Source organism: Corynebacterium sp. LaCa_205, from assembly GCF_057458085.1.
In genome coordinates, this window is the sequence record NZ_CP190931.1 from 1702466 (window position 1) to 1723938 (window position 21473).

General features: G+C 57.9%; 20 protein-coding genes, 1 tRNA gene and 1 pseudogene. 11 read left to right on the forward strand and 11 right to left on the reverse strand.

Features of this window, described 5'->3' with window-relative positions; translation table 11 throughout:
* Positions 1-80: 80 nt before the first annotated feature.
* Complete coding sequence (locus ACP8J1_RS08225) at positions 81-1079, reverse strand: alpha/beta fold hydrolase (protein ID WP_023021128.1); 999 nt, start codon at positions 1077-1079, stop codon at positions 81-83.
* 27 nt (positions 1080-1106) lie between these two features.
* Between ACP8J1_RS08225 and ACP8J1_RS08230 the strand changes: the two genes are divergently transcribed.
* Positions 1107-1400: an acyl carrier protein gene (locus ACP8J1_RS08230; protein WP_023021127.1), complete on the forward strand. Its 294-nt coding sequence runs from the start codon at positions 1107-1109 to the stop codon at positions 1398-1400.
* Positions 1397-2182 (forward strand): HAD-IIA family hydrolase, encoded by a 786-nt coding sequence (locus ACP8J1_RS08235; RefSeq protein ID WP_023021126.1) that lies wholly within the window; start codon positions 1397-1399, stop codon positions 2180-2182. The genes ACP8J1_RS08230 and ACP8J1_RS08235 overlap by 4 nt, the downstream gene beginning before the upstream one ends.
* A gap of 82 nt (positions 2183-2264) precedes the next feature.
* On the opposite strand, the gene ACP8J1_RS08240 is transcribed toward ACP8J1_RS08235, so the two are convergent.
* Both ACP8J1_RS08240 and ACP8J1_RS08245 read right to left on the reverse strand, forming a co-directional pair.
* On the reverse strand, positions 2265-2675 hold the full coding sequence (locus tag ACP8J1_RS08240; protein WP_051138330.1) for a hypothetical protein: 411 nt from the start codon (positions 2673-2675) through the stop codon (positions 2265-2267).
* A 500-nt stretch (positions 2676-3175) separates the two neighbouring features.
* Positions 3176-3970 (reverse strand): serine hydrolase domain-containing protein, encoded by a 795-nt coding sequence (locus ACP8J1_RS08245; RefSeq protein WP_023021124.1) that lies wholly within the window; start codon positions 3968-3970, stop codon positions 3176-3178.
* Positions 3971-4127: 157 nt separating this feature from the next.
* Here ACP8J1_RS08245 and ACP8J1_RS08250 point away from each other — a divergent pair, with 157 nt between their 5' ends.
* A complete protein-coding gene (locus ACP8J1_RS08250) occupies positions 4128-5819 on the forward strand; it encodes an alkaline phosphatase D family protein (RefSeq protein WP_023021123.1) in 1692 nt (563 codons plus the stop codon).
* Between the two features lie 146 nt (positions 5820-5965).
* Here the strand turns inward: ACP8J1_RS08250 and ACP8J1_RS08255 are convergent, their stop codons facing one another.
* Positions 5966-7054 (reverse strand): alkene reductase, encoded by a 1089-nt coding sequence (locus ACP8J1_RS08255; protein WP_023027877.1) that lies wholly within the window; start codon positions 7052-7054, stop codon positions 5966-5968.
* A 143-nt stretch (positions 7055-7197) separates the two neighbouring features.
* Positions 7198-8805, reverse strand: a complete 1608-nt coding sequence (locus ACP8J1_RS08260; protein WP_023021121.1) for a mechanosensitive ion channel domain-containing protein — start codon at positions 8803-8805, stop codon at positions 7198-7200.
* A 146-nt stretch (positions 8806-8951) separates the two neighbouring features.
* Here ACP8J1_RS08260 and ACP8J1_RS08265 point away from each other — a divergent pair, with 146 nt between their 5' ends.
* Positions 8952-9473: a hypothetical protein gene (locus ACP8J1_RS08265; protein ID WP_232212601.1), complete on the forward strand. Its 522-nt coding sequence runs from the start codon at positions 8952-8954 to the stop codon at positions 9471-9473.
* Positions 9474-9497: 24 nt separating this feature from the next.
* Here ACP8J1_RS08265 and ACP8J1_RS08270 read toward each other — a convergent pair whose 3' ends face one another.
* Complete coding sequence (locus tag ACP8J1_RS08270; protein ID WP_486696548.1) at positions 9498-10553, reverse strand: trimeric intracellular cation channel family protein; 1056 nt, start codon at positions 10551-10553, stop codon at positions 9498-9500.
* A gap of 106 nt (positions 10554-10659) precedes the next feature.
* Positions 10660-10733: transfer RNA gene (locus ACP8J1_RS08275), tRNA-Ile, on the reverse strand.
* A gap of 132 nt (positions 10734-10865) precedes the next feature.
* On the opposite strand from ACP8J1_RS08275, the gene ACP8J1_RS08280 reads away from it, so the two are divergent.
* The 4 genes from ACP8J1_RS08280 (at position 10866) to ACP8J1_RS08295 (ending at position 15281) form a co-directional block, all read left to right on the forward strand.
* The gene (locus ACP8J1_RS08280; RefSeq protein ID WP_023021118.1) at positions 10866-11771 is read left to right on the forward strand and encodes a DUF5067 domain-containing protein; all 906 of its coding nucleotides are present in this window, start codon (positions 10866-10868) and stop codon (positions 11769-11771) included.
* Positions 11772-12227: 456 nt separating this feature from the next.
* Positions 12228-13043: a PTS sugar transporter subunit IIAB gene (locus ACP8J1_RS08285; protein ID WP_023021117.1), complete on the forward strand. Its 816-nt coding sequence runs from the start codon at positions 12228-12230 to the stop codon at positions 13041-13043.
* Between the two features lie 11 nt (positions 13044-13054).
* Entirely contained in the window at positions 13055-14632 is a 1578-nt protein-coding gene (ulaA, locus tag ACP8J1_RS08290) for a PTS ascorbate transporter subunit IIC (protein WP_023021116.1), read from the forward strand.
* A gap of 37 nt (positions 14633-14669) precedes the next feature.
* On the forward strand, positions 14670-15281 hold the full coding sequence (locus ACP8J1_RS08295) for a hypothetical protein (protein ID WP_023021115.1): 612 nt from the start codon (positions 14670-14672) through the stop codon (positions 15279-15281).
* 6 nt (positions 15282-15287) lie between these two features.
* Here the strand turns inward: ACP8J1_RS08295 and ACP8J1_RS08300 are convergent, their stop codons facing one another.
* Positions 15288-15770: a MarR family winged helix-turn-helix transcriptional regulator gene (locus ACP8J1_RS08300; protein ID WP_034655444.1), complete on the reverse strand. Its 483-nt coding sequence runs from the start codon at positions 15768-15770 to the stop codon at positions 15288-15290.
* Positions 15771-15870: 100 nt separating this feature from the next.
* Here ACP8J1_RS08300 and ACP8J1_RS08305 point away from each other — a divergent pair, with 100 nt between their 5' ends.
* Entirely contained in the window at positions 15871-16290 is a 420-nt protein-coding gene (locus tag ACP8J1_RS08305; RefSeq protein WP_023021113.1) for an organic hydroperoxide resistance protein, read from the forward strand.
* A gap of 54 nt (positions 16291-16344) precedes the next feature.
* Entirely contained in the window at positions 16345-16764 is a 420-nt protein-coding gene (locus tag ACP8J1_RS08310; protein WP_023021112.1) for an organic hydroperoxide resistance protein, read from the forward strand.
* A gap of 83 nt (positions 16765-16847) precedes the next feature.
* On the opposite strand, the gene ACP8J1_RS08315 is transcribed toward ACP8J1_RS08310, so the two are convergent.
* Both ACP8J1_RS08315 and ACP8J1_RS08320 read right to left on the reverse strand, forming a co-directional pair.
* Positions 16848-18017 (reverse strand): aminotransferase class I/II-fold pyridoxal phosphate-dependent enzyme, encoded by a 1170-nt coding sequence (locus ACP8J1_RS08315; RefSeq protein ID WP_023021111.1) that lies wholly within the window; start codon positions 18015-18017, stop codon positions 16848-16850.
* Positions 18014-18730, reverse strand: coding sequence for a 6-carboxyhexanoate--CoA ligase (locus ACP8J1_RS08320; RefSeq protein WP_023021110.1), 717 nt, complete (start codon positions 18728-18730; stop codon positions 18014-18016). Before ACP8J1_RS08320 ends, ACP8J1_RS08315 begins: the two co-directional genes overlap by 4 nt.
* Before the next feature lie 126 nt (positions 18731-18856).
* Here ACP8J1_RS08320 and ACP8J1_RS08325 point away from each other — a divergent pair.
* Positions 18857-20049: pseudogene (locus ACP8J1_RS08325) on the forward strand (IS3 family transposase).
* Between the two features lie 586 nt (positions 20050-20635).
* Here the strand turns inward: ACP8J1_RS08325 and ACP8J1_RS08330 are convergent.
* On the reverse strand, positions 20636-21061 hold the full coding sequence (locus ACP8J1_RS08330) for a hypothetical protein (protein ID WP_023021105.1): 426 nt from the start codon (positions 21059-21061) through the stop codon (positions 20636-20638).
* Positions 21062-21473: the final 412 nt, after the last annotated feature.

The window sequence follows — 21473 nt, forward strand, 5'->3', positions numbered from 1 at the left end:
GCTACAAGAAAGGCGCCGCCGGCTTCCCCGCCGCGGCGCCTTTTGCGTACCCAGCAAACGGGCTTATGCATCCGGCCCGTCTATATCGCATCAAGGACGCGGCCAAGGGCCGCGGAGATAGCCTCGGGGTCTTCGAGGATCACCATGTGTCCGGAGCCTTCCACCGTTTGCAGGTTCGCGGCGGGCCAATGCTTACAGAGCACCTCGGATTGTGAACGCGGGGTGACAATATCGGCGGTTCCGACTACCACCTCGCCCTTGAGCTTCGCCAGCCGTGGGGCGGCGCCGTACTCGGCGTGTTCCAAAAGGTCGTCGAAGAAGCCGGAGTAGGAGGCCAAGGGGGTATCGAGAAGCATGGCAACGTGAAATTGCAGCTTCTCCATTTGTGGAAAGCCGGCCAAGGTCGCAGCAAAAAGTGGCGCAATGAACCGGGCGGCCTCAAAGCGCGCGCTATCGACGCGACCAGGCAGGCGCAGACAGAGGCGGTAGAGCGCATGCAGAGATTTCGACTGCAGAATCTGCGCTACGCCCTTTGCTGCAAAGCGGCGCATCGAAGTTGAAATTAGCAGCGCGCCCTTGATGCGCTCATAAACCTCGGCTGGAGCACGGCGGATGAGGTTTAAGGCAACCATGCCGCCCAGGGAATGACCGACGATGACCAGGTTGCCACGGGGAGCGCGCTCTCGAATGACGGCGAGGACGTCGTCAGCCGCCGTATCAACGGTGCACTCCTCTGGGGCGACCGTGGAGGACTGGCCGTGCCCGCGCAAATCCACCAAGAGTGCACGCGCATTGCGACCGCGGAGATAATTGGCCTGGTCATAATAGGCTTCCGCGGATAAGCAATAGCCGTGAATGAAGACCACGGTTACTGGCGCGTCTTCGCGCCCCACCTCGTACCAGGCAATATCTAGGCCATCGTGTTCCACAGTGCCGGAAGCGCTGACCTGGGTAAGGCCCGGCTCGGTGGAGGGATCATGCAATCCGCCATAGAGTTTTTCTAGCTCGGCGCGGTGCGAGGGGCGCAGGCGCTTGAGCCAACTACGCGCCACAACGGAAGAACGTTTTCTCAATGCCATAACGGGATCAATACTAGACTGGTGGGCATGGCAAACGACCTCAGCGCCCAATTACAGGCAAAGTTCAACGCGAGCGCGCCGGAAAAGGAGCCGGAGCGCGATACGCTCGGCCAGCTCCTCGCGCTCATAAACAAGGTCACCGGTACCGAGGAAGATCTGAGCCGGGATAAGCGGCTGAAGGATATTGGCGTCGAATCGCTAGATCTAGTGGAGCTGACCGTGCGCGCGGAAGAGACCTTCCAGGTGCGTTTTTCTGAGGAAACGATGCTCAACTGCGAAACCATCGGCGATATTGCCGAGTATGTGGAGGACCACCAATGATTTCTTATCTATCCGATATGGACGGCGTACTCATCAAAGAAGGCGAGATGATCCCTGGCGCCGATAAATTTATCCAAGCGCTCAAGGATAATGACATCGAGTACATGGTGCTGACCAATAACTCCATGTCTACTCCACGGGATCTTTCTGCCCGCCTGCGCAATACCGGCTTGGATATTCCTGCCGAGCGCATCTGGACCTCCGCCACCGCCACCGCGAATTTTCTTTCCAGCCAGGTAAGCTCCAGCAAGGCCTATGTAGTGGGTGAATCCGGCCTTACCACCGCCATGCACGAGGCTGGGTGGATCCTTACCAACGATGACCCTGATTTTGTGGTGCTTGGTGAGACCCGCACCTATTCTTTTGAGGCCATCACCAACGCGATTAACCTCATCCGCAATGGTGCTCGTTTTATCGCCACCAACCCAGATGTCACCGGCCCTGCCCCAGAAGGAGTATTGCCGGCCACCGGTGCCGTGGCTGCACTGATTACCGCCGCCACCAACCGCGAGCCTTATTACGTGGGCAAGCCCAACCCAGTCATGATGCGCTCGGCGCTCAATCATATTGGTGCCCACTCGGAGCACACCGTAATGATTGGTGACCGCATGGATACAGACGTTAAGGCCGGTCTCGAGGCCGGCATGCGCACTGTATTGGTGCGCTCCGGCATCTCCGATGACCGAGAGATTTCTCGCTACCCCTACCGCCCTTCTGCCGTGCTGAAATCGGTGGCCGAGCTGCCGGACAAAATCTTTGATCCCTTCGCCGAGGAGGAATAGGCCGCCCTCAACCGGCCCTACTTATGGCAGAAGGAAAAGGGAGGGTGGACCAGCAGCTGTTGGTCCACCCTCCCTGTGCTTTCTACGGCAGGCGCACGGCAGCAGTAAAGCCGTGGCGCTGTGCAAGGTAGCGCACGACGCAGTCCAGCGCATCTAGCTCTTCGCGGGTGCCGGTCAGCACCTGGTGGCAGCCAATACCGCTGTCTGAGTGGGCACAGGCTTTGCCGCCTCGAGCAAGCGCCGCGACAGAAAGCCCATCCCGGAACCAGCGAGTGCACCACTGAGCGGTCAGTGGGTCATCGCCCGGAATGATAAATTCCGACTCGGTACGGATGCACCGATCCATGGCGCGTTCAATCTCCGAGCGCAGCGAGCGCGGCATCCCGGAAATCTTGAGCACACCGGTAACCACGGTGGCACCACCGTTGACGGAGGGCCACGCGGAGGTGGAGGCCGGCTGTTCAACCGGCGCAGGGTTAACGCACGTATTCATAGCCGATTCTCCCTCGACATAGATCACCACCGCACGAGGCCTGCCGGCCCGGCGCGATGCAAGACGAGCTTCGTCTTCCCCAACGAACTGTCTGATGCGTCTGCACACAATTTTCCTGCGTCACACCTCCCCCTACAACCCTCAACTTTCACTTCAACCCCCGTTTGCTAAACCTCAACCCCAGGTACAGACTGGGATTAAAGTTGCAGGTGAAACCAGTGTTATTAATGTGAAACTTGGCCTTTTCTGTGAACTTCCTAGGCTTGTTCTATATTCTCCACCAGACGGCCTGCTCATGGGCGCGAAAACCCTATTTGACTTACCTCCAACAGCGGCTAGTTACAGGCACGCCGCGATCCCAAGTTTTATGGCTCGTACCGCACAAAAATCCTCGATTTTCCCACCCTGCGGGGGAGCCTTCCACCGTGCCGCTTCCCCGATAAAAGGTTATAGACACGCGCTAGCGCACTGGAGGCGCTAGCTCCGCCGAGTCCGGACGCCTACAAGGCGTTCCAGATGGAGGTATTCGTATCGTGCCAGAGTGGCTTGCACCATTCGCCAAAGTCACGGTCCGTGAGCGCCACCATGGCATACTCGCCGGCCACCCAGAGGTAGGTGCCGGACATGCCAAAGTGACCGACGGCGTCGGCAGGCAGGGCGCCCATCCAGTGTTCTTTGTCGCCGTGGATTTCAAAACCAAGGCCCCAGGTACAATCTTTAAAATTGCCGTAGCCCGGGACAATGCCGCGCAGGCCACCAAAATGGACGCGGCGCATATCGGCCACGGTGGATGGGTGCAGCAGCTGCGGATCCTGGACTTCCGCAGCAAAGGCCGCCAAATCTTTCACCGTGGAGACCAAGCCGTGACCGGCCGAACCTTCGAGACGAGTGGAATCCATGCCCGACGGGGTAAGTACACCCTCGCGTAGGTACTCGGCAAAGTCCATGCCCGTGGCATCGGCCACGGTATCTGCGGCCCACTCATAACCGGCCGAGGAATAGATGCGGCGTTCGCCTACCGGCTTCTGCGGCTCTCGGGAGTCAAAGGAAATGCCAGAGGCGTGTGCAAGCAGGTGTTCCAGGGTCGAGCCCTCCGGACCGGCCGGCTGCCCCAATTCCACCGCGCCTTCTTCCACGGCAAGCATCACGCCATAGGCCGCAACCAGCTTGGTCACCGATGCCACTGGAAACTCGCGGGCGGTATCTCCTACCGTTTCTATGACCTCGCCGCGATGCAGCAAAGCACCGGCCACCGTATCCGCGGGCCATTGGCTGATCTGGCTAAATTCACTCATGCCCTCCAGCCTACTGAGCCAAGCCCGCCCAAGGCCCGCACTCTAGGGCCGGGCGAGGGGGCAAGGAAGTTAACCGCCAGTTAAGACAAAAAGAACTCTTTATGTAATTGGCCTAGGATCGCTTGCACAGGCGGCAAACATGACGAAGCTTTAAATCATGCCTAATAATTCTCAGAATCAGTCCGCTTCTGCCCGCGGAAACGTCAATCGCCGCCGCTTCCTGCAAACCACCGGCACCGCCGGCGCCGCCATCGCTTTGTCCACCGCCGCCGCCAACTCTGCCAATGCCCAAAGCAGCCTCTCCCCGCGCGTGGAGCAGCACATGGTAGAGCCCCAACTGGGCGAGCGCCCCTTCCTCCACGGCGTTGCCTCGGGCGATCCTATTCCGGATTCGGTCATTTTGTGGACCCGCGTAACCCCGGATGCCGATGCCATGCCGGGATCCGGCCTGGGCGAGGCCACCCGGGTGGAGTGGGAAATTGCCAAGGACGAGGGCTTTGGGGACGTCGTCAAGCAGGGCGAAGTGACCACCGATGCCAACCAGGACCACACCGTGCACGTGGACCCGCACGGCTTGGAGCCGGAGACCGTGTACTTTTACCGCTTTAAGGCGCAGGATAAGTACTCGCCCATTGGCCGTACCAAGACCGCCCCGGCGCTGAGCGCCTCCCCAGAAAAGCTCACCTTCGGTGTGGCTAGCTGTGCAAACTGGGAGTCCGGCTTCTTTAACGCCTATGGCGATATTGCCCAGCGCGGCCGCGCCGACCAGCTGGATTATATGATCTTCTTGGGCGACTATATCTACGAATACCCGCAGCGCGAGTACGCCGGTAATGGCCCGGTGCGCCTGCACCACCCTGCGCACGAGATTATCTCGTTAGAGGATTACCGGATTCGCTTCGGCCGCTACCGCACCGATGAAAACCTGCAAGCCGCACACGGGGCACTGCCGTGGGTTGTGGTGTGGGATGACCACGAGGTGGCCAACGATAACTGGCGCGAGGGCGCCGAAAACCACACCGAGGGCAAGGAGGGCGCCTTCCTCGACCGCCGCAAGGCCGCAATGCAGGCCTACTTCGAGTGGATGCCGGTGCGCGCAACCAATCCTTCCGAGCAGGGCCACCTCTACCGCAGCCTGACTTTTGGTGACCTGGTGGAACTAACCATGATGGACCTGCGCACCTACCGCGATGAGCAGGTGCGCTTTGGCCCGCACAAGATGGCCGCAGAAGGCCGCACGATGCTCGGATCCGAGCAATATAATTGGCTGCTCAATAAGATTGAGACCTCTTCTGCGAAGTGGAATATGCTGGGCAATTCCGTCATGTTCTCCCCCATGAACCTGGCTACCCTGCAAAAGGATGACAAGACCAAGCCGGTTTCTTCCTCGCTGTCTTCCAATATCACCGGCATTCCGGTCAATGGCGACCAGTGGGATGGCTACTCTGCAGAGCGCCGCCTGCTTATCGACGCCCTTTCCAAGCACGATGCCCACCCCCTCTTTGTCACCGGCGATATCCATTCCGAGTGGGCGCATAATATCAGCAAGGATGGCCGCATCTTTGGCGCCGAGCTGGTCTGCGCCTCCGTTTCTGCGCCCAATGTCAACGAGCAGCTCAAGCTGCCGGAAGGCAACGAGCTTTCCAAGCTGGCTGAGCGTTACCTGCTAGGTGCCAACCCGCACACCCGCCACGTGGACTTGGACCACCACGGCTATAGCTTTGTAACCGTGCGCCCGGATTCCGCAGAAATGCACTGGCTGCGTGTGGATAACCTGCTGTCCGCTAAGTCCCCGGTGCGCGAGGCTGTGACCATGACCTGGCGCCCAGGCAAGGGCTATACCAAGTAGTTGTAAGTTCTGTCACATGACAGGCACTTGGTGTTAACGAACGGGTAGTACACCTTCGATAGGCATAGTGAAAGACCCTCTCTGGGGAATTTCACTACCTATCACTCTGATGCCTCTCGGCCCCCCTTTATGCCGCGGATTTTTCCCTAGTCCGCGGCATATTCATAATCAATGTAGCCACGCTCGCCGCCCAGGTAGAACGTATCCTGGTCCGGCTCGTTGAGCTCCAAGCCCTCACGCCAGCGGCGCACTAGGTCCGGGTTGGCGATGAGCTGGCGGCCCACCACTGCGGCATCCACGTAGTCCAGCTCGATTTCACGCTGCGCGTCTTCCTTAGAAGTCACCGTAGGGAAGCCGTCATTCATCAGCACCTTGGTCACGCCATTTGCGCGGGCTTTTTGCGCCAGCGTGGCGATAAGCTCGCTTTCCGGCTCACCGTGCAGCAGGGACACATAAGCCAGGTTCAGCGGTGCCAGGGCATCGAGCAGTCCGCCGTAGGTGGCCAGCATATCGTCCTGGTCATCCTCGATGACCTCCTGCACATTGTGGGCCGGCGAGAATCGCACACCTACGCGGTCGGCGCCGATTTCCTCCGCCACGGCGCGGATAACCATCTCCGGCAGGCGCCAGCGATTTTCCGGGCTGCCGCCGAATTCATCCTCGCGCTTATTGGACGAGGCCGCCATAAACTCGTGCAGCAGGTAGCCATTCGCGCCGTGGATTTCCACGCCGTCAACGCCGGCATCGATAGCCCGGCGCGCACCCTGGCGGAATTCCTCCACGATGCGCGGCAGCTCTTCCTTCTTCAGCTCCCGCGGGACCGGCGCATCCATTTTGCCGGAAAAGCCACGCACGGTTCCGCCCCAATCGAAGGAGCTCGGGGCCTCTGGATCTGCACCGTCAATCAGATCTGGGTGGCTGGTGCGGCCACCGTGCATGATCTGCATGAACAAGGTGCCGCCGGCCTCGTGAACGCGGTCTGCTACCGCACGCCAACCTTCTGCCTGCTCCTCGGTGGCAATGCCTGCCTGGCCTGGAAATGCGCGGTTGGTCCACGCGGGGAAGGTGCCCTCCGTGACAACCAGCCCGGCCGTGGCACGCTGCGAGTAGTACTTCTGGTGCAGCTCAGTAGGTATTCCGCTTTCACCCGCGCGCTGGCGGGTCAACGCCGCCATGGTCACGCGATTATCTATCGTGTATCGGCCAAGTTCCAGAGGTTCAAATAGTGAAGTCATGCCAAGTGCAACGCGCAGCCGGCTCGCACTATTTCATCTTTGCCACACAAAATCATTCCTGCACGTCAAGAGCTACGACATGAGCGATCATGCCGGCTTTGCCAACCACGAAAGGAAGCAGTGGTCGAAATGGAGGGCACATCCTACTGACGAGGCTCTGCCGGAATCTCTGTGCCTGCGCTACCGGCCGTTCCGGAAGCTTGGGCGCCGTCGCCGGCGTCGCCTCCCGCAGTGGGCGCAGTGCCGGCGCCGGTCCCGGAATCTGTCCCCACGTTGTCTGCGCCATTGGGGGCACTCGGGGCCGGGGAGGCATTACCAGTAGCGCCTGTTCCCTGCCTGCCGCCGGCAGGCGTATCAGTCACGCCTGTGTCATTAGTGCCCTGTGGGTAGTCGGTCTCCGTGGGAGCGGCACTATCTTCCGTTGGTTCGGACTGTGTACCGGTCTCGGTGGTTGCTGGGGTGGGTTGGTTTGAGGGGGCGTCGGAAAGCTGTGAGGAGGAGGTTTCCTTGCCGCTATCGCGCCAGTGCTCGGGCGAGAGCCAGCCCGCGTCCGCGTTATCGGGATTGCTCGAGGCCAAGGCCAAGGCACCGACGACAAACAGCGCGAGGACAAGGCCCGTGGTGGAGGCGCGGACTCGGCCGCCGAATGTGGCGATCTTTTGGAACTTGCTATTGGCCTCCAAGCCACGCCAGATGCCCTGGGAGGGCTCTGGTTCTTGATCGTCCGCATCAGACAGCGCGGGTTTTCCGGGGCCGTCACTAGCCGGGCCATCCACCTCAGCGTCCGCGGTGGCGGCACTGCGCTCCACCTTCGTCTCAGGGTGGTGGCCCTCCCCTGCGGTGGAAGCATCCTTTACGGATTCTTGAGCCGCGGTATTTCCCTGCGGTGGGGTCAGCGGGCGCTGCAGTTCATCGAGATCGGCCACATTGTAGTGATCCCAGAACTCCGAGAGCAGCGCCGAGCGAATGGCGCGTTCCACCGCCCATTGGCGGGCCGGGTTAACGGTGACCAGTACGCGGTAGGTCACGTGCCACGATTGGCCGGCGGCCTGCGGGGAAACCAGCTGCGTGGCTGGCAGCACCTCGAGCTCGCCGTTGACATCCACGGCGATGGACGGCTCTTGGATGGCTTGCTCAGAAATGGTGCGCACTCGGCGGGTAATCTCTGGCAGGGTCTCTCCTTCTTGCACGGGTACGTCGAAGTTGACCACGGCGCGCGACCATTCCTGGGAATAGTTTGTTACCGCCCCGGCAGAACTATTGGGCACGGTGACGAGCTCGCCGGTGGGAGTGCGCACCTTGGTGGTGCGCAAAGTCAGCATCACCACGGTGCCTTCCACATCGGTTACGCCATCGAAGCTGACGTAATCGCCTACGCCAAATTGTTTTTCTGACAGGATGAAAAAGCCGGAGAGGAAATCGGCGATGATGGACTGGGCACCAAAGCCCACGGCGGCCGAAACTATCGTCGCCGGCACCGCCGCGCCTACCGCGGGCACGCCAATATTGGTCAGCGCCGCCCAAATGATGAGGAAGTACGCGATGGCCTGCACGATGTAGACCAGCGCACCGGTCAGCGCCAGGCGCGCCTTGGTGGATTCTTCATCTTCATCGAGGCGGCGCTCTATGATGCGGATCGCCAGCCTGCCGATGCGCGGGATCAAAATGCCGATCAGCAGCAGCGCGATAAGCGGTAAGCCGTGGTCAACGAAGATGCTCCACAGCTCGTAGAAGTAATACTTCAGATTCATGTCTCTAGATTAGTGCGCACACCTGAAAACTAGATGCCAGTTCACTGCCAGCCACCATGCAAACACTCCCCCTCGCACAGCCCGTTTCCCCCTATGCCCTGCACAGACTCCGGCACCCGCCGCCTTGTTTGGCTACGGTATGGGGCATGAAGAAATCATTCCTTATTCCCTTCTTTTCCCTAGCCCTTTTTGCCACCGGTTGCGGCGGCAGCGACGAGACCGCCACCACCATTTCCACGGTGAAAGAAACCGTTACGGAAACGGCCAATGAAACGAGCTCTACAGAATCCAGCACCGAGGAAACGTCCACAGAAAAAACGACCACGGAAGTAGCAACTACAGATGCCGCGCAGCACGCCGAACCACAAACAGAAAATCAGGAAGCCGTGCAACCGCCTACCGAAAACCGGCAGCAGGAAAACACCGCGCAGTACCAATGCGCGGACGGCACCTGGGTGGAGTTTGCCGCGTTGTGCAAGGAATCAAACGCTCAACCGCCAGTACAAGCGCCCAATGGGCCGAGTGCGGAGTGTCCGGCCTACCTGTGCGGCTATGGCAACGATGCCAACGGCAACCGGAATAAGAGCTCCGGAGAAATCCAGACCCAATATGGCTGCGAGCAAGGCTATATCACGGACCCGCAGGTTTGCGGCGCGGTTGGGCGCTAAGCCGCCGCGCTAAAGAACCGCGGGCTAGTCGCGGGAGTCATAGCGCTTCATGAGGCGATCAATGAGTTCATCCGTAAGCTTGTCATCTTCCAGAATGGCATCAAGGAGGCGTTGGGATTCCTCCTGGGAGGCCTGTTCCTCCTCGGTGTAGGAATCACCGGTGAGGTCCACGCCGAAGTCCGTATCATCGCCTTCTGCTACCACTGCACTGAGCTGATCCACATCGGATTCGAAGGACTCCAGAAATTCGCTGGCCTCCGCCGCAGCTTCTTTGCGCCGCTTACCAGAGCGCACTTCCTTTTCAATGCGCCGCTGCAGCGCTGCCTCCATCTGGCGGTGACGCCAAGCACGTAAGCGGTGCGGCTCGAGGCGGCGGCCGACGGCACGGCTTTTATTCTCGGCCTTTTTCGCTAGGACCTTCACCTGTGCGGCGGTGTCATTAATAGGTGCCCAGTCTTGGTAGGCCGGCACGCGCCACCCCGCCCAAATGCCCAGCAGCGCCAAGAAGATGGAGACCAAAGGCCCAATGATCATGCCCACGGCCATCATGTCGAAATGGTGGCCAACCAGCACAATAATCGCACAAGCCACGGCCGGAATAACTGTTGGCTGGTTATCACCAAAGACGCTCGGCTCGCGCCCCATCACGATGTCACGAATCATCGAACCACCCGTGGCGGTAAACACGCCCATCATGATGCAGGGAATAAGCGGCAGGCCGTAGGTAATGGCCTTCACCGCGCCGGTGGCGGCCCACAGGCCGGAAACGACGGCGTCGCCATGCGCTTGCAGATAATCCCAGGTCTTGCCTCTGAAGTACACAAAGCGAGCAATCAGCGCGCCGGTAAAGGCCAAGTAGAGATATTCTGGTTGGCTCATTGCCGCGACGGTGCCACGGTTAATGAGCACGTCGCGCACCATGCCGCCGCCTAGCGACGAGAACATCGCAATGAAGAAAAAGCCGATGATATCGTAGCCACGTTTGCGCGCCATAGTGCCACCGATGATTCCCATCAGCAGCACACCACTGATATCGGACCAGCGGTAGAGAGATTCAATGAGCGGATCTACTTCAACCATATAGTTATTAGACTTCACCGTCCGCCCTTGCGCAATCAGCACACCCATATGCGCAGATAAGCACAAGGAGGCGCCAGCACTGCTTGCCGACGCCTCCCTATCACCGTGGGGCCAGCGGGGCTCGAACCCGCGACCAACGGATTATGAGTCCGTAGCTCTAACCGACTGAGCTATAGCCCCACGCAGATTGCACGCCCACTTGGGCGACTCTCTGCCCTGAAAAGATTAGTCAAAGAGCGGCCAAAGACCAATTTGCCCCCTTCGCTATTGAGTATTTGTACGCTTCCTACCCCCTGCGGGTAGAAGTTAATTATGCGCAAACTACTCTCTTCTCTCATTCTCGTCTCTGCTCTCGCGCTTACCTCCTGCTCGGATAGCGGTAGTGACAGCTCAAAGACGAGCGACTCCAGTAACTCCGCGTCCGATGCACAGGCCGATGCGAAGTCCGTAATTGGGACGTGGAAGCAAGAGGACAGCGCTTCTGAAGATGGCTGGATGGAGGCCAGCATCACCGACGACGTCATCACCATCGAATGGGTCATGGACAACGGCGAAAATCGTATGATCTACTGGATTGGCACCTTTGACGCTCAAGCCGCTGCATCCGGTGAGACCGTTACTTCAAACCGCGATACCGTTGCCACCGCCTCTGAGTGGATGGCTGCTTCGTCCGACAAGAAAGATTTCTCTATCGATGACGACGCCTTAACTTTCAAGGTCGCGATTGAAGATAAGGAATTCACCACACACATGAAGAAAGTGAAGGATGATCCGACAACCATTAGAGAGCTAAAGAGCACGGATTTTGGCCAAACCTTTAAAAATGGAGTCCTGGATGTTCCAGCCGCCAAGTTCGAAATAACCGATCACCGTGTTATCAAGCCCGGTGAGCCTGGTAATGAAATAGGTGAAAAGCCACTTCTCGTCTTTAACTATGACGTAACCAATAAAACGGATGAAACTCTAACCACCACCGACTTTGTCGTGTACTTCACCGCCATCCAAGACAATGATCCGAATAAAGTAAACGAGCTCGACCTCGGTTCCTACATTGATCCTGAAACTGACGATACTCAGCTTGAGCAGATTAAAAAGGGAGGCACTGTCGCTGGAACCATAGCCTACGAGCTCGATGATCTAACTACCCCTGTGGACCTTGTTGCAACTAAGTCCTTCAGCCAAGATGAAATCGGACGCCAAACTTTCGAGCTCAATTAACTGCCCGTATACAACGCGCTTAAATCTCCCGTTCTAGCCGATACAGGAAGCGAAGCCCGCCGAGATACAACGCCCAAAGGAAATCGAGCCCATTTCTCACTGAGGCAGGCAGTACTTGACAGGCGTAGCCAGGCCCCTCCTGTATCCAATGGGAGGGGCCTGTTGTAGTGCGCAAAGCAGCACTTTAGCTGTGTTTCTCCCCGCGCCGGCGGGGATTTCTCATTTCCCTTCCCCTTAGCACAGGTCCATTTCCAGGTCCGGCCTTTCCGAGAACACACGGTCCCCTTTGCATTGCGACCACGCTAAAGACCGATAGAGCCAATTCGACCGCTCCTTGAGCGGTTGCAACTCCCCCAGTGCAAACGTTACCCCTGCATTTACCTCCCGTTTCTCCGCGGCATAAAATCAAGAGTGACATTGACCTTGATGTCACAGCATTTGTGATGGGAGATACATATGGCGACACTAGATTCCCTCTTGGTGCCCGGTGCCGTGGACTTGCACGGCACCGCCAAGGACTGGCGAGCAGCTATCCATCTTGCGGGATCGCTGCTTGAAGAAGCTGGCACGATAACCGCAGACTACACGGAAGCAATGGTGCACTCCGTGGAAGAAACGGGCCCATATATTGTCGTGGCTCCCGGTTTCGCTTTTGCGCACGCGCGCCCTTCGGAGGCGGTAAAAGAAACCTCACTGTCGTGGGTGCGCCTGGATAAGCCGGTGGAATTCGGGCATGATTCCAATGACCCTGTAGACCTCGTCGTAGCGTTTGCCGCACGGAGTGACTCCGAGCATCTGCAGGCGATGAAACAGCTCGCAAAGCTGCTGGCCACCAAACGCGACGAGCTTGATAGCGCAGAATCTGAAGAGGGGCTCCGCGCAGTCCTCACGGCATCGACGTCGAGTAAGAAACGCGCAGCTTCCACAGCAACGTCGGGGCCAAAGGCGCAACCAGCGAAGCAAACGGCCGCCGATTCTGTTGCCTCCAAAGGAAAAATTCTCACGGTATGCGGCAACGGGCTAGGTACGTCATTGTTCCTCAAAAACACCCTCGAGCAGGTGCTCGATGAGTGGGGTTGGGGCCCTTACCTCACCGTGGAAGCCACGGATACCATCTCAGCCAAAGGACGAGCTGGTGAGGCGGATTTCTTGCTCACCTCCGGCGAAATTGCTGCAACGCTAGGTGATGTCGGGGTTCCTGTCTACGTCATCCAAGACTTCACCTCCATGTCTGAAATCGATGGGGCTCTGCGCGAGCTCTATGACATCTAAGGAGCATCCTCATGGACTTTCTTCTTGCTATAGCGAATTTCCTTGTTAATGAAATTCTCTCCGTGCCAGCGTTTCTCATCGGCATCATCACCGCGGTGGGGCTGGCAGCGATGGGCCGCGGAACCGGCAAAACCATTGGCGGCGCCATCAAGGCCACGCTCGGCTTCCTCCTTATCGGCGCCGGTGCAGGCCTAGTCACCGATTCCTTAGAGCCGCTGGGGGCCATGATTACTGGCGCGACCGGGGCTCAGGGAGTGGTTCCCACCAATGAAGCCATCGTAGGTATTGCGCAAGATCAGTTCGGCAGCCAAGTCGCTTGGATCATGATCTTAGGCTTTGTGGTTTCGCTGCTGCTTGCCCGCTTTACGCCAATGAGCTACGTATTTCTTACCGGTCATCATGTTCTCTTTATGGCGACTCTTCTCACCATGGTGCTTGCACCGGCCGGGTATTCCTCGTGGATTGTCATCGCCTTCGGCGCAGTTCTGCTCGGCATCCTTATGGTCTCCCTCCCCGCCATCGCGCACCCATTTACCCGCCGAATCACCGGCGATGACTCCGTGGCCATCGGACATTTTGGCACTGCGGGGTATTTGGCTGCGGGCGGCGTCGGCAAGCTGGTGGGCGGCAAGGGTAAGAAAATGTCGCCCTCCACTGAGGACCTGAAATTGCCGGAAGGCCTGCGCTTCTTGCGCGATTCCATGGTGGCAACCGCGCTATCCATGGCGCTGATGTACGTGGTCCTCGCCGTGCTCTTCATTGCTCGCGCCGGTTCCGAGGAAGCCTTCACGGCCTTTCCAGATGGCGCCACTAATGTGAGCAATTTCTTGATGCAGTCCGTGACCCAAGGACTCCAGTTTGGCGTAGCCGTGGCCGTCATCCTGTTTGGCGTCCGCACCATCCTGGGCGAGCTCGTGCCTGCTTTCCAGGGCATCGCAGCCAAGGTGGTGCCCGGCGCGATCCCTGCACTGGATGCCCCCATCGTCTTTCCTTATGCCCAGAACGCAGTGCTCATCGGATTCATTTCTTCCTTCCTCGGCGGACTTGTCGGCCTCGCCGTCCTGTCTACCTGGCTCAATCCAGCCTTTGGCATTGCGCTGATTCTGCCCGGTTTGGTGCCGCACTTCTTCACCGGCGGTGCAGCAGGCGTTTATGGCAATGCCACCGGCGGCCGCCGTGGTGCCGCGCTCGGTGCTTTTGTCAACGGCCTCATCATTACTTTCCTGCCGGCATTCCTCCTCGGTGTCCTTGGTTCCTTCGGCTCCGCGAATACCACTTTCGGCGACGCTGACTTTGGCTGGCTCGGCCTGCTGCTGGGCTGGTCCATTCACGCCGATGGCGCCCTGGGCCTCGTCTTCATTGCCTTCATTGCGCTGGCCATTCTGGCCTTGGGGTGGGTGTGCCAGCGCAAGCTTGTCGACGTCCACTGGGACCCCACTCCCCACCGTCCTTCCCCCACCAGCAACGCCGATGCCGCCGCAACCAGCGGTGCAACCGGCGCGGCCACTTCCTCTGGCACAGCCACAAAGTACCCGAAGGTTCTGCCACCCGAAGGTGCGCCAGTTCCACCCGCTCGTATAGACCATTAGCCGCGCGCCACACCCCGAAGGGCGCTACAGTATCCCTATGCAACGCCCTTCCATTCTCCCTCTCGCGTCCGTGCTCCTCGCTACCGGTCTTGTGCTAAGCGCCTGCGGCTCCGGTTCAGACTCCAACTCTGATTCCACCCCAGCAGAAGAGCCAGCCTTCTCCACCGCGCAAGATAGCAACTCCCCGGCTGGTGAAAATGCAGAAGAAACCAGCCCGGAGAAGGAAACGAAGCAACGTCGCACCGAAACGGTCACCAAAGAGGCAGCCCCAGAGCAGCCCACACCACCGGCCGGCGGCAAACACAACATCCATGTAGGCCAGATTGGCGGCTACTGTGGCACATCATCGTCGGGCGATTCCATCGACGCCGGCGATGCGACCTCCTGCGAATTCGCCGCCGCGGTCTTTGATGCCGCGATGCAGGCCAGCTACACTCTGCGCTCCCCAGATCCCACGGTGACAGCGGTATACCACGCGGATGTCTCCGCCAGCAGCCCGGTGACCAAGCAATCCTATGACCTTGACTGCCGCATGGGCAGCGACCAGCGAGTTCTCACATGCGAAAGGCCCGGAGACAAAACAGTTCGCGCCTCATTCGAAACCGCCGACAAAAGCATATGGTCCAGGCGCGTGGCCACGACGAACTAAGCCCCCCTACCTCACAAAGTCTTCTTCGGACGGCCACGGTAGCTCCACGTCGACGGGAGTAGCGGCAAGGACATCGAGAGACTCTTTAAATTCCACTAGGTCGAGGCCCAACTTCTCATAAGCCTCGGCCATTGCTTCGGGGATGCACTCGGCGCGGGAGCGCAGGGCGTCGCCGTCGGCGGTGAGGCTAGCGAGGGTGCGGCGCTCGTCGGCGGGATCACGGCGCCGCTCCACAAACCCCTGCTTTTCTAGGCGCTTAAGCAGCGGGGTAAGCGTGCCGCTATCCAGACCGAGGCGGGAATCAATGAACTTAAGTGGCACCGGTTCGTCGGCCTCCCACAGCACCAACATGACCAAGTACTGGGGGTAGGTCAGCCCCAGCTCATCGAGGAGTGGCCGATAGGAACGCACTACCGCCCTACTCGCACGGTAAATCGAGAAGCACAGCTGACTATCGAGAGAAAGGTAATCAGTGGGCGCGTCATTCATAGCCAAAAGTATAGACGCCAAGAAAATATTGTCCGCAATTTAATTGTGTACAATCAAAAGTGGATATTAAAACCGGATTGTAAAATCGAAAGGAGCAATCATGGACGCCATGTACACCACCGAGGCACTAGCCACCGGAGCAGGCCGCAATGGCCACGCCACCGTCAAGGACTCTGACCTCGACTTCGCCCTAGCCATCCCGAAGGAAATGGGCGGCAGCGGCGAAGGTGCCAACCCAGAGCAGCTTTTTGCCGCCGGCTACGCCGCTTGCTTCCACTCCGCTCTGCAGGCCGTGGCCCGCAACCAGAAGGTCGAGTTGGGTGACTCTGCGGTGGGTGCACGAGTGGGCATCGGAAAGCAGGGCGAAGGCTTCCAGCTCGCAGTGGACTTGGAGGTTTCCATCCCAGCTCAAGACAAGGCCACAGCCCAGCAGCTTGCCGACGCCGCCCACCAGGTCTGCCCCTACTCCAATGCCACCCGGGGCAATATTGAGGTCACCGTCAACGTCGTCGAGGACTAGAATTCTTGCGTACAATCGGCGGACGTACAAAGACCCGATAGAAAAGGAGTCATTATGGACGCCGTATACACCACCGAAGCACTGTCCACCGGAGCAGGCCGCGACGGCCGCGCCGTAGTCAAGGATTCCGATCTGGACTTCACCATGACCGCCCCAAAGGAAATGGGCGGCAGCGGTGAGGGCGCTAACCCGGAGCAGCTTTTCGCTGCCGGTTACGCCGCCTGCTACCACTCCGCACTCAAGGCAGTGGCCAAGGACAAGGGTGTTGACGTGGAGAATTCCTCCGTCGGCGCCCGCGTTAAGCTGGGCAAGAACGACGAGGGCTTCTTCCTCGGCGTTGACCTCGAGGTCACCATCCCAGGCGTTGAGGATGACAAGGCACAGGAGCTTGCCGACGCCGCACACCAGATGTGCCCTTACTCCAAGGCCACCCGCGGCAACATCGAAGTCAACGTTGGTGTTGCACAGGACTAATCCTTCAAGATTTTGTCCCAGCCCACGCCGCGCCAATGTGCGCCGCGTGGGCCCTCTTTTATGCCTGCTGGCACACCACCGGCCTACAGATGGAGAGATTCCAGTTCATTGCAAAGCGCATCAATCTGTGTCTTGGTGTGGGTAGCCATTAAAGTCACCCGCAAGATTGCGGCTCCGTGAGGTACGGTAGGCCACCGAATTGCGGGGACTATGAATCCTCGTTCAAGCAGCGCGGCGCTCGCTTCCATCGCTACAGATTCATCACCCACGTGAATAGGAATGATAGGCCCTTCTGGCTTCAAGGTTCCCCTGCGTTGATGCCAATAAGAAAAATTGTCCTGCAGACCGCCGACTAGATTCGGATTGGTTTCCAATAGGTTTACGCCCGCAATAATAGCGGCGCAATTAGCCGGCGTGGGCGAAGTGGAAAATACAAAAGAACGCGCTTGCTGGCGCAATAGTTGGGCTACTGGCCCGCTTGTTGCCACCAAGGCGCCTTCGGCCCCGAGAGCTTTACTGGCGGTAATGAGCTGAATATCGGGCCGAATGCCAAAGTGCTCTGGAAGCCCACGGCCAGTAGCTCCTATAGTGCCAAAGGCGTGGGCATCATCCACCATCAACCAAGCCCCGTGGTTGTCTGTGACTTTATATAGGTCGGACAAAGGGGCGAGCACGCCATCCATAGAAAACAGACCGTCTGTAACCACGAGTGCGTATTCGGTTGTTCTGGTGGATAAAGCCTTGTCCACGGCCTCTACATCGCGGTGCGGGGTCACAACCACGGTCGCGCCGTTCGCCTTGGCCAGCCTGCAGCCATCGATAATGCTGGCGTGATTTCGAGCGTCTGAGACAATAGTGAGCTCTGGTGACGCTAGGGCCTGCAATGTAGAAATATTGGCCTGATAGCCACTGGCAAAAAGCACCGCATCGGGATAGCCGGTGAAGCTTGCTACAGCAGCTTCCGCTTCTATGTGCAGTTTCCCCGAGCCAGTGGTCAACCGCGAGCCACCGGATCCAACGCCGTATTCATCGATGGCTTCTTTTGCCGCATGAGCGATGTCTGGGTGCTCAGCTAAGCCCAAATAGTTAGAAGAGCTAAAAAGAACTGCCTCGCGGACACAGTAGTCTCCCGCCTGCTGCACTATCGCGTTAGGGGTTTGCCCACTTGCAAAGACAGAAGGACTCCGCCAAAGGCCGTCCTCATCCCATTGTTGGAGTCGAGCCTGTACGGCCTGTTCAAGACTAGGGGTCATGCTATCGAGTTCACTTCTACTAGGACGGGTTGGCTTTCCAGATACTCAATGAGCGCTAAGACATCAGCTCCTGGCCGGATAATAAAAGCGCGCCCTCCAGCCCGCGAGCCAGGTTCTTTGATGTGCGGCACCCGATGATATGTGCCAGCCACACAAACATAGCCCGTGGTGTAGTCGGGGTCATCGGAGATACATAGCTCCGCTAGAACATCTGGGTGCGCAGCAACTTTACTGGCGAGAATTACTGCCTCGAGAGCCGCGTTTTTGCCTACGCACTCCGTGGAAAAGGCCACCTTAGCACCAATATGGCTTACGCGTATCCCCCTTTGCAGATCGGGTTCAAGGCGCTCGGTTTGGGCGGCATCGATAAGCATGGCACCGCGCATATCGCGGACCGCAAAGGTTGTTTCAATAATGCGTTCCACATGTGGGGTATGACCACGCAACAAATCCCGTATAACCGTTTGCGCGTGCTCCGGAGATTCCACCTCCAGGTTTTTAATGCTCACCTGGGGTACTCGCCAAATCTCTTCTTCCTTTAAGGCTTCTACCGTGATGGTTGTGTTTTCCGCGCTGCCTTTGGGGTGGTTAAGAGCGCGTTGCGCCAGGGCCGCGCACGTCGCAACCACGTCATTGGCGCTTACGATATCCTCCGCACCGGATATGTGCTGGCCCGCTGTGTTTGCGCGCATACGCACAGAGTAGAAATTCATGTATAGATAGTATCGAAGAGTTGAACACTGTTCAGTAGATATATGAGTTTACTTGGACCTGACCCCTAGTAGGTGGACACCTGATATCTAGCCCAGTCGGGCTGGGAAGAAAGGTAATCTACCACCATGTCCAGGTATTCCGAACAGTTTAAACGCGATGCCGTGGCCCTCTATGAAAACAATGAGGACCTCTCGTTGAACTCAGCATCAGCAGAGCTCGGTGTTAACCGAGCCTCGCTACATTCTTGGGTCAAGAAGTACGGCACCGGCAAACGTGCCCGCATTAAAGCCGTGCATGATAAAGCCCAAGCGGCGAATGATTCTGAGCGAATCCGCCAGCTAGAAAAAGAAAACGCGAAGCTGCGCGCGGAACGCGATATTCTACGTAAAGCTGCTAAGTATTTTGCCGAAGAGACACGCTGGTGATCCGCTTCCAGTTTGTCTATGACCACCGAACCGAATACTCGGTTAAGCGGATGTGCCACGTTTTAAAGCTCAATCGGTCCTCGTTCTACAAATGGGTCCACACCCGTAAAAAGCGCAGGTTAAAGATGTATTCCGATGCCCTTATTGGTGCAAGAATCACAACCATCTTCGATGATGAGCACGGGCTTTATGGGGCTAAACGCATCGCTGCCAGCCTCAACGACGATACGGACTTCGGCCCGATCAGCCATAAGAAGGTTGCGCGCATCATGAAATCCATGGGTTTGAAAGGCTTTAGCAAACGGTGTCGATGCATCACCACCAGGCGCAAGCCTGGTCACCGTGTCATGCCAGATCTAGTAGGCCGTACATTCACAGCTGACGAGCCGAACCGTGTGAATGTCGGCGACATTACCTATCTGCCGTGTAAGGGCGGCAAGAACATGTATTTGGCCACAGTCATTGACACCTATTCACGGAAACTTGCAGGTTATGCACTCGCAGACCACATGCGTGTCTCACTGGTCGTCGATGCAATAGCCCACGGGCACAGTGTGCGTGACAGTCTTGACCGGGTTGTATTCCATTCCGATCACGGCAGTGTGTACACCTGACAAACCTTTAGGAGCTATTGCTCGTCGCTGGGTGTACGCCAATCCATGGGCGCGGTAGGAATGAGTGCGGATAACGCCCTAGCAGAATCGTGTAACGCCACCTTAAAGCGGGAAGTGCTGCGAGAGCGGAAAGTCTTTGATAATCCGATCGCCTGTCGTCAGGAAGTCTTTCGGTGGTGCATGCGTTATAACACGCGCCGACGGCACTCCTGGTGCAATCTTATAGCTCCTGATGTCTTTGAAGCCAAGACTTCAGCTACACTAACTAAAGCAGCATAGCCAACCCCCGACGTGTCCACTTTCCGGGGGTCAGGCCCTTCCTGATGCCGTGCTGGACTCGATCCTCAGTGTGGGTAGTCGAATTGGTCATCGTTCCTCCGATCTGAGTCTTCGTAATTCTTTAATGGGGTTGCCCGCAAATGGTGGACATGTAGTGAAGCTACCTACTGGTTAGGCAGCGATTTCTTTTCTGCCGGTGATTAGACCAATGTGGTTCTCGAAGTCGACGGGGCTGACTATCCCGAGTGCAGAGTTCTGTCGTATTGTCGGATCCTCGCGATTTTCGAACATGCACGATAGTTCCGAGTTCAGCCATATCAATCCTATCCTCAATGATTTCGGCATTTTCATCAGGGTCCGGGTATGGCTCCGCCTTGTCTGGTGACATGCTGATGTCTGCCAGACGGTAGTTCTTCTTGTTGATATTGGGCGGCACGTCTGAAGAGTATAGCCCGTCTGGCGACTCTTACTAAGACCAATATCTCATTTACGCCCACCAAACCTTGCTTTGTTCTCAGGCTGATGGAACTCCACTGTAATGGTGAAATTTTCCAACGGACTTCGACCCCTAGATAAGTCGCCAATCCTATCCTCCCTCTTCCCTTTTCCTGACTTCTCTGCGCTCGTGCCTTCGAGCACGTTTTGCTTTGCGGATGTCTACGACCCAACGCGGAACAAAAGGCCACGGAAGCGGAACCCCGACCCCACCTGTAAATCCAATACATCCGATGACGAGAGCTGCCGGTACCGCAATCTTCAGCACCACGTAGACAAACTCGGGAGGATTAGCACTCTCGACCAACCCTGCTACACCGCCAACGCCCAAAACTAGCGTGGAGTAAGGATAATAGAAAAGCACGCCATCACTTGCTGCACCTTCCACATCGGCTGAGTCGTACCACTTTTCCGATCTGGGATTCCTCCGCACGCACCGGATGTAGTAGGCCCAGTAGAGCACCATGACAAGCACTAACCCGGCGTATACGAGCAGCTCAGTAATATCGCCGTCCATAGAATAGGCCTCCCGTGGCTGCCGGCTGCGGTATGTAATAAAACGCTACCAGCGTCTGCTGGGGTAAGGCAGGAGACGAAACCAACTTATAGATACACACAAGCACCCTAACCAACGACAATGAATAAGACCGGCCCATTATGATGTTTGTAGCCTTGCACCCTTTAGGCTCCTTCCCTTTAACGTGACCAGCTTCGGCAGCATCCGCACCACGCAGAACCCCCGCCTTCACTCTGCTCACCATCGGGTCCGCGCCACCGCCTCGCTTGCCGACGCCCTTTTCACCTCCACCCTCGCTCACAGCGCCTACCCAGTACTTTTGGGCTGGAGATGGCACTTGAGGGTGTGCGCTGTTTGATGGATAAGGGTGCGTCGCTAAGCGGGGCCCGTTGCGAAGGCCTTCCGCATCACC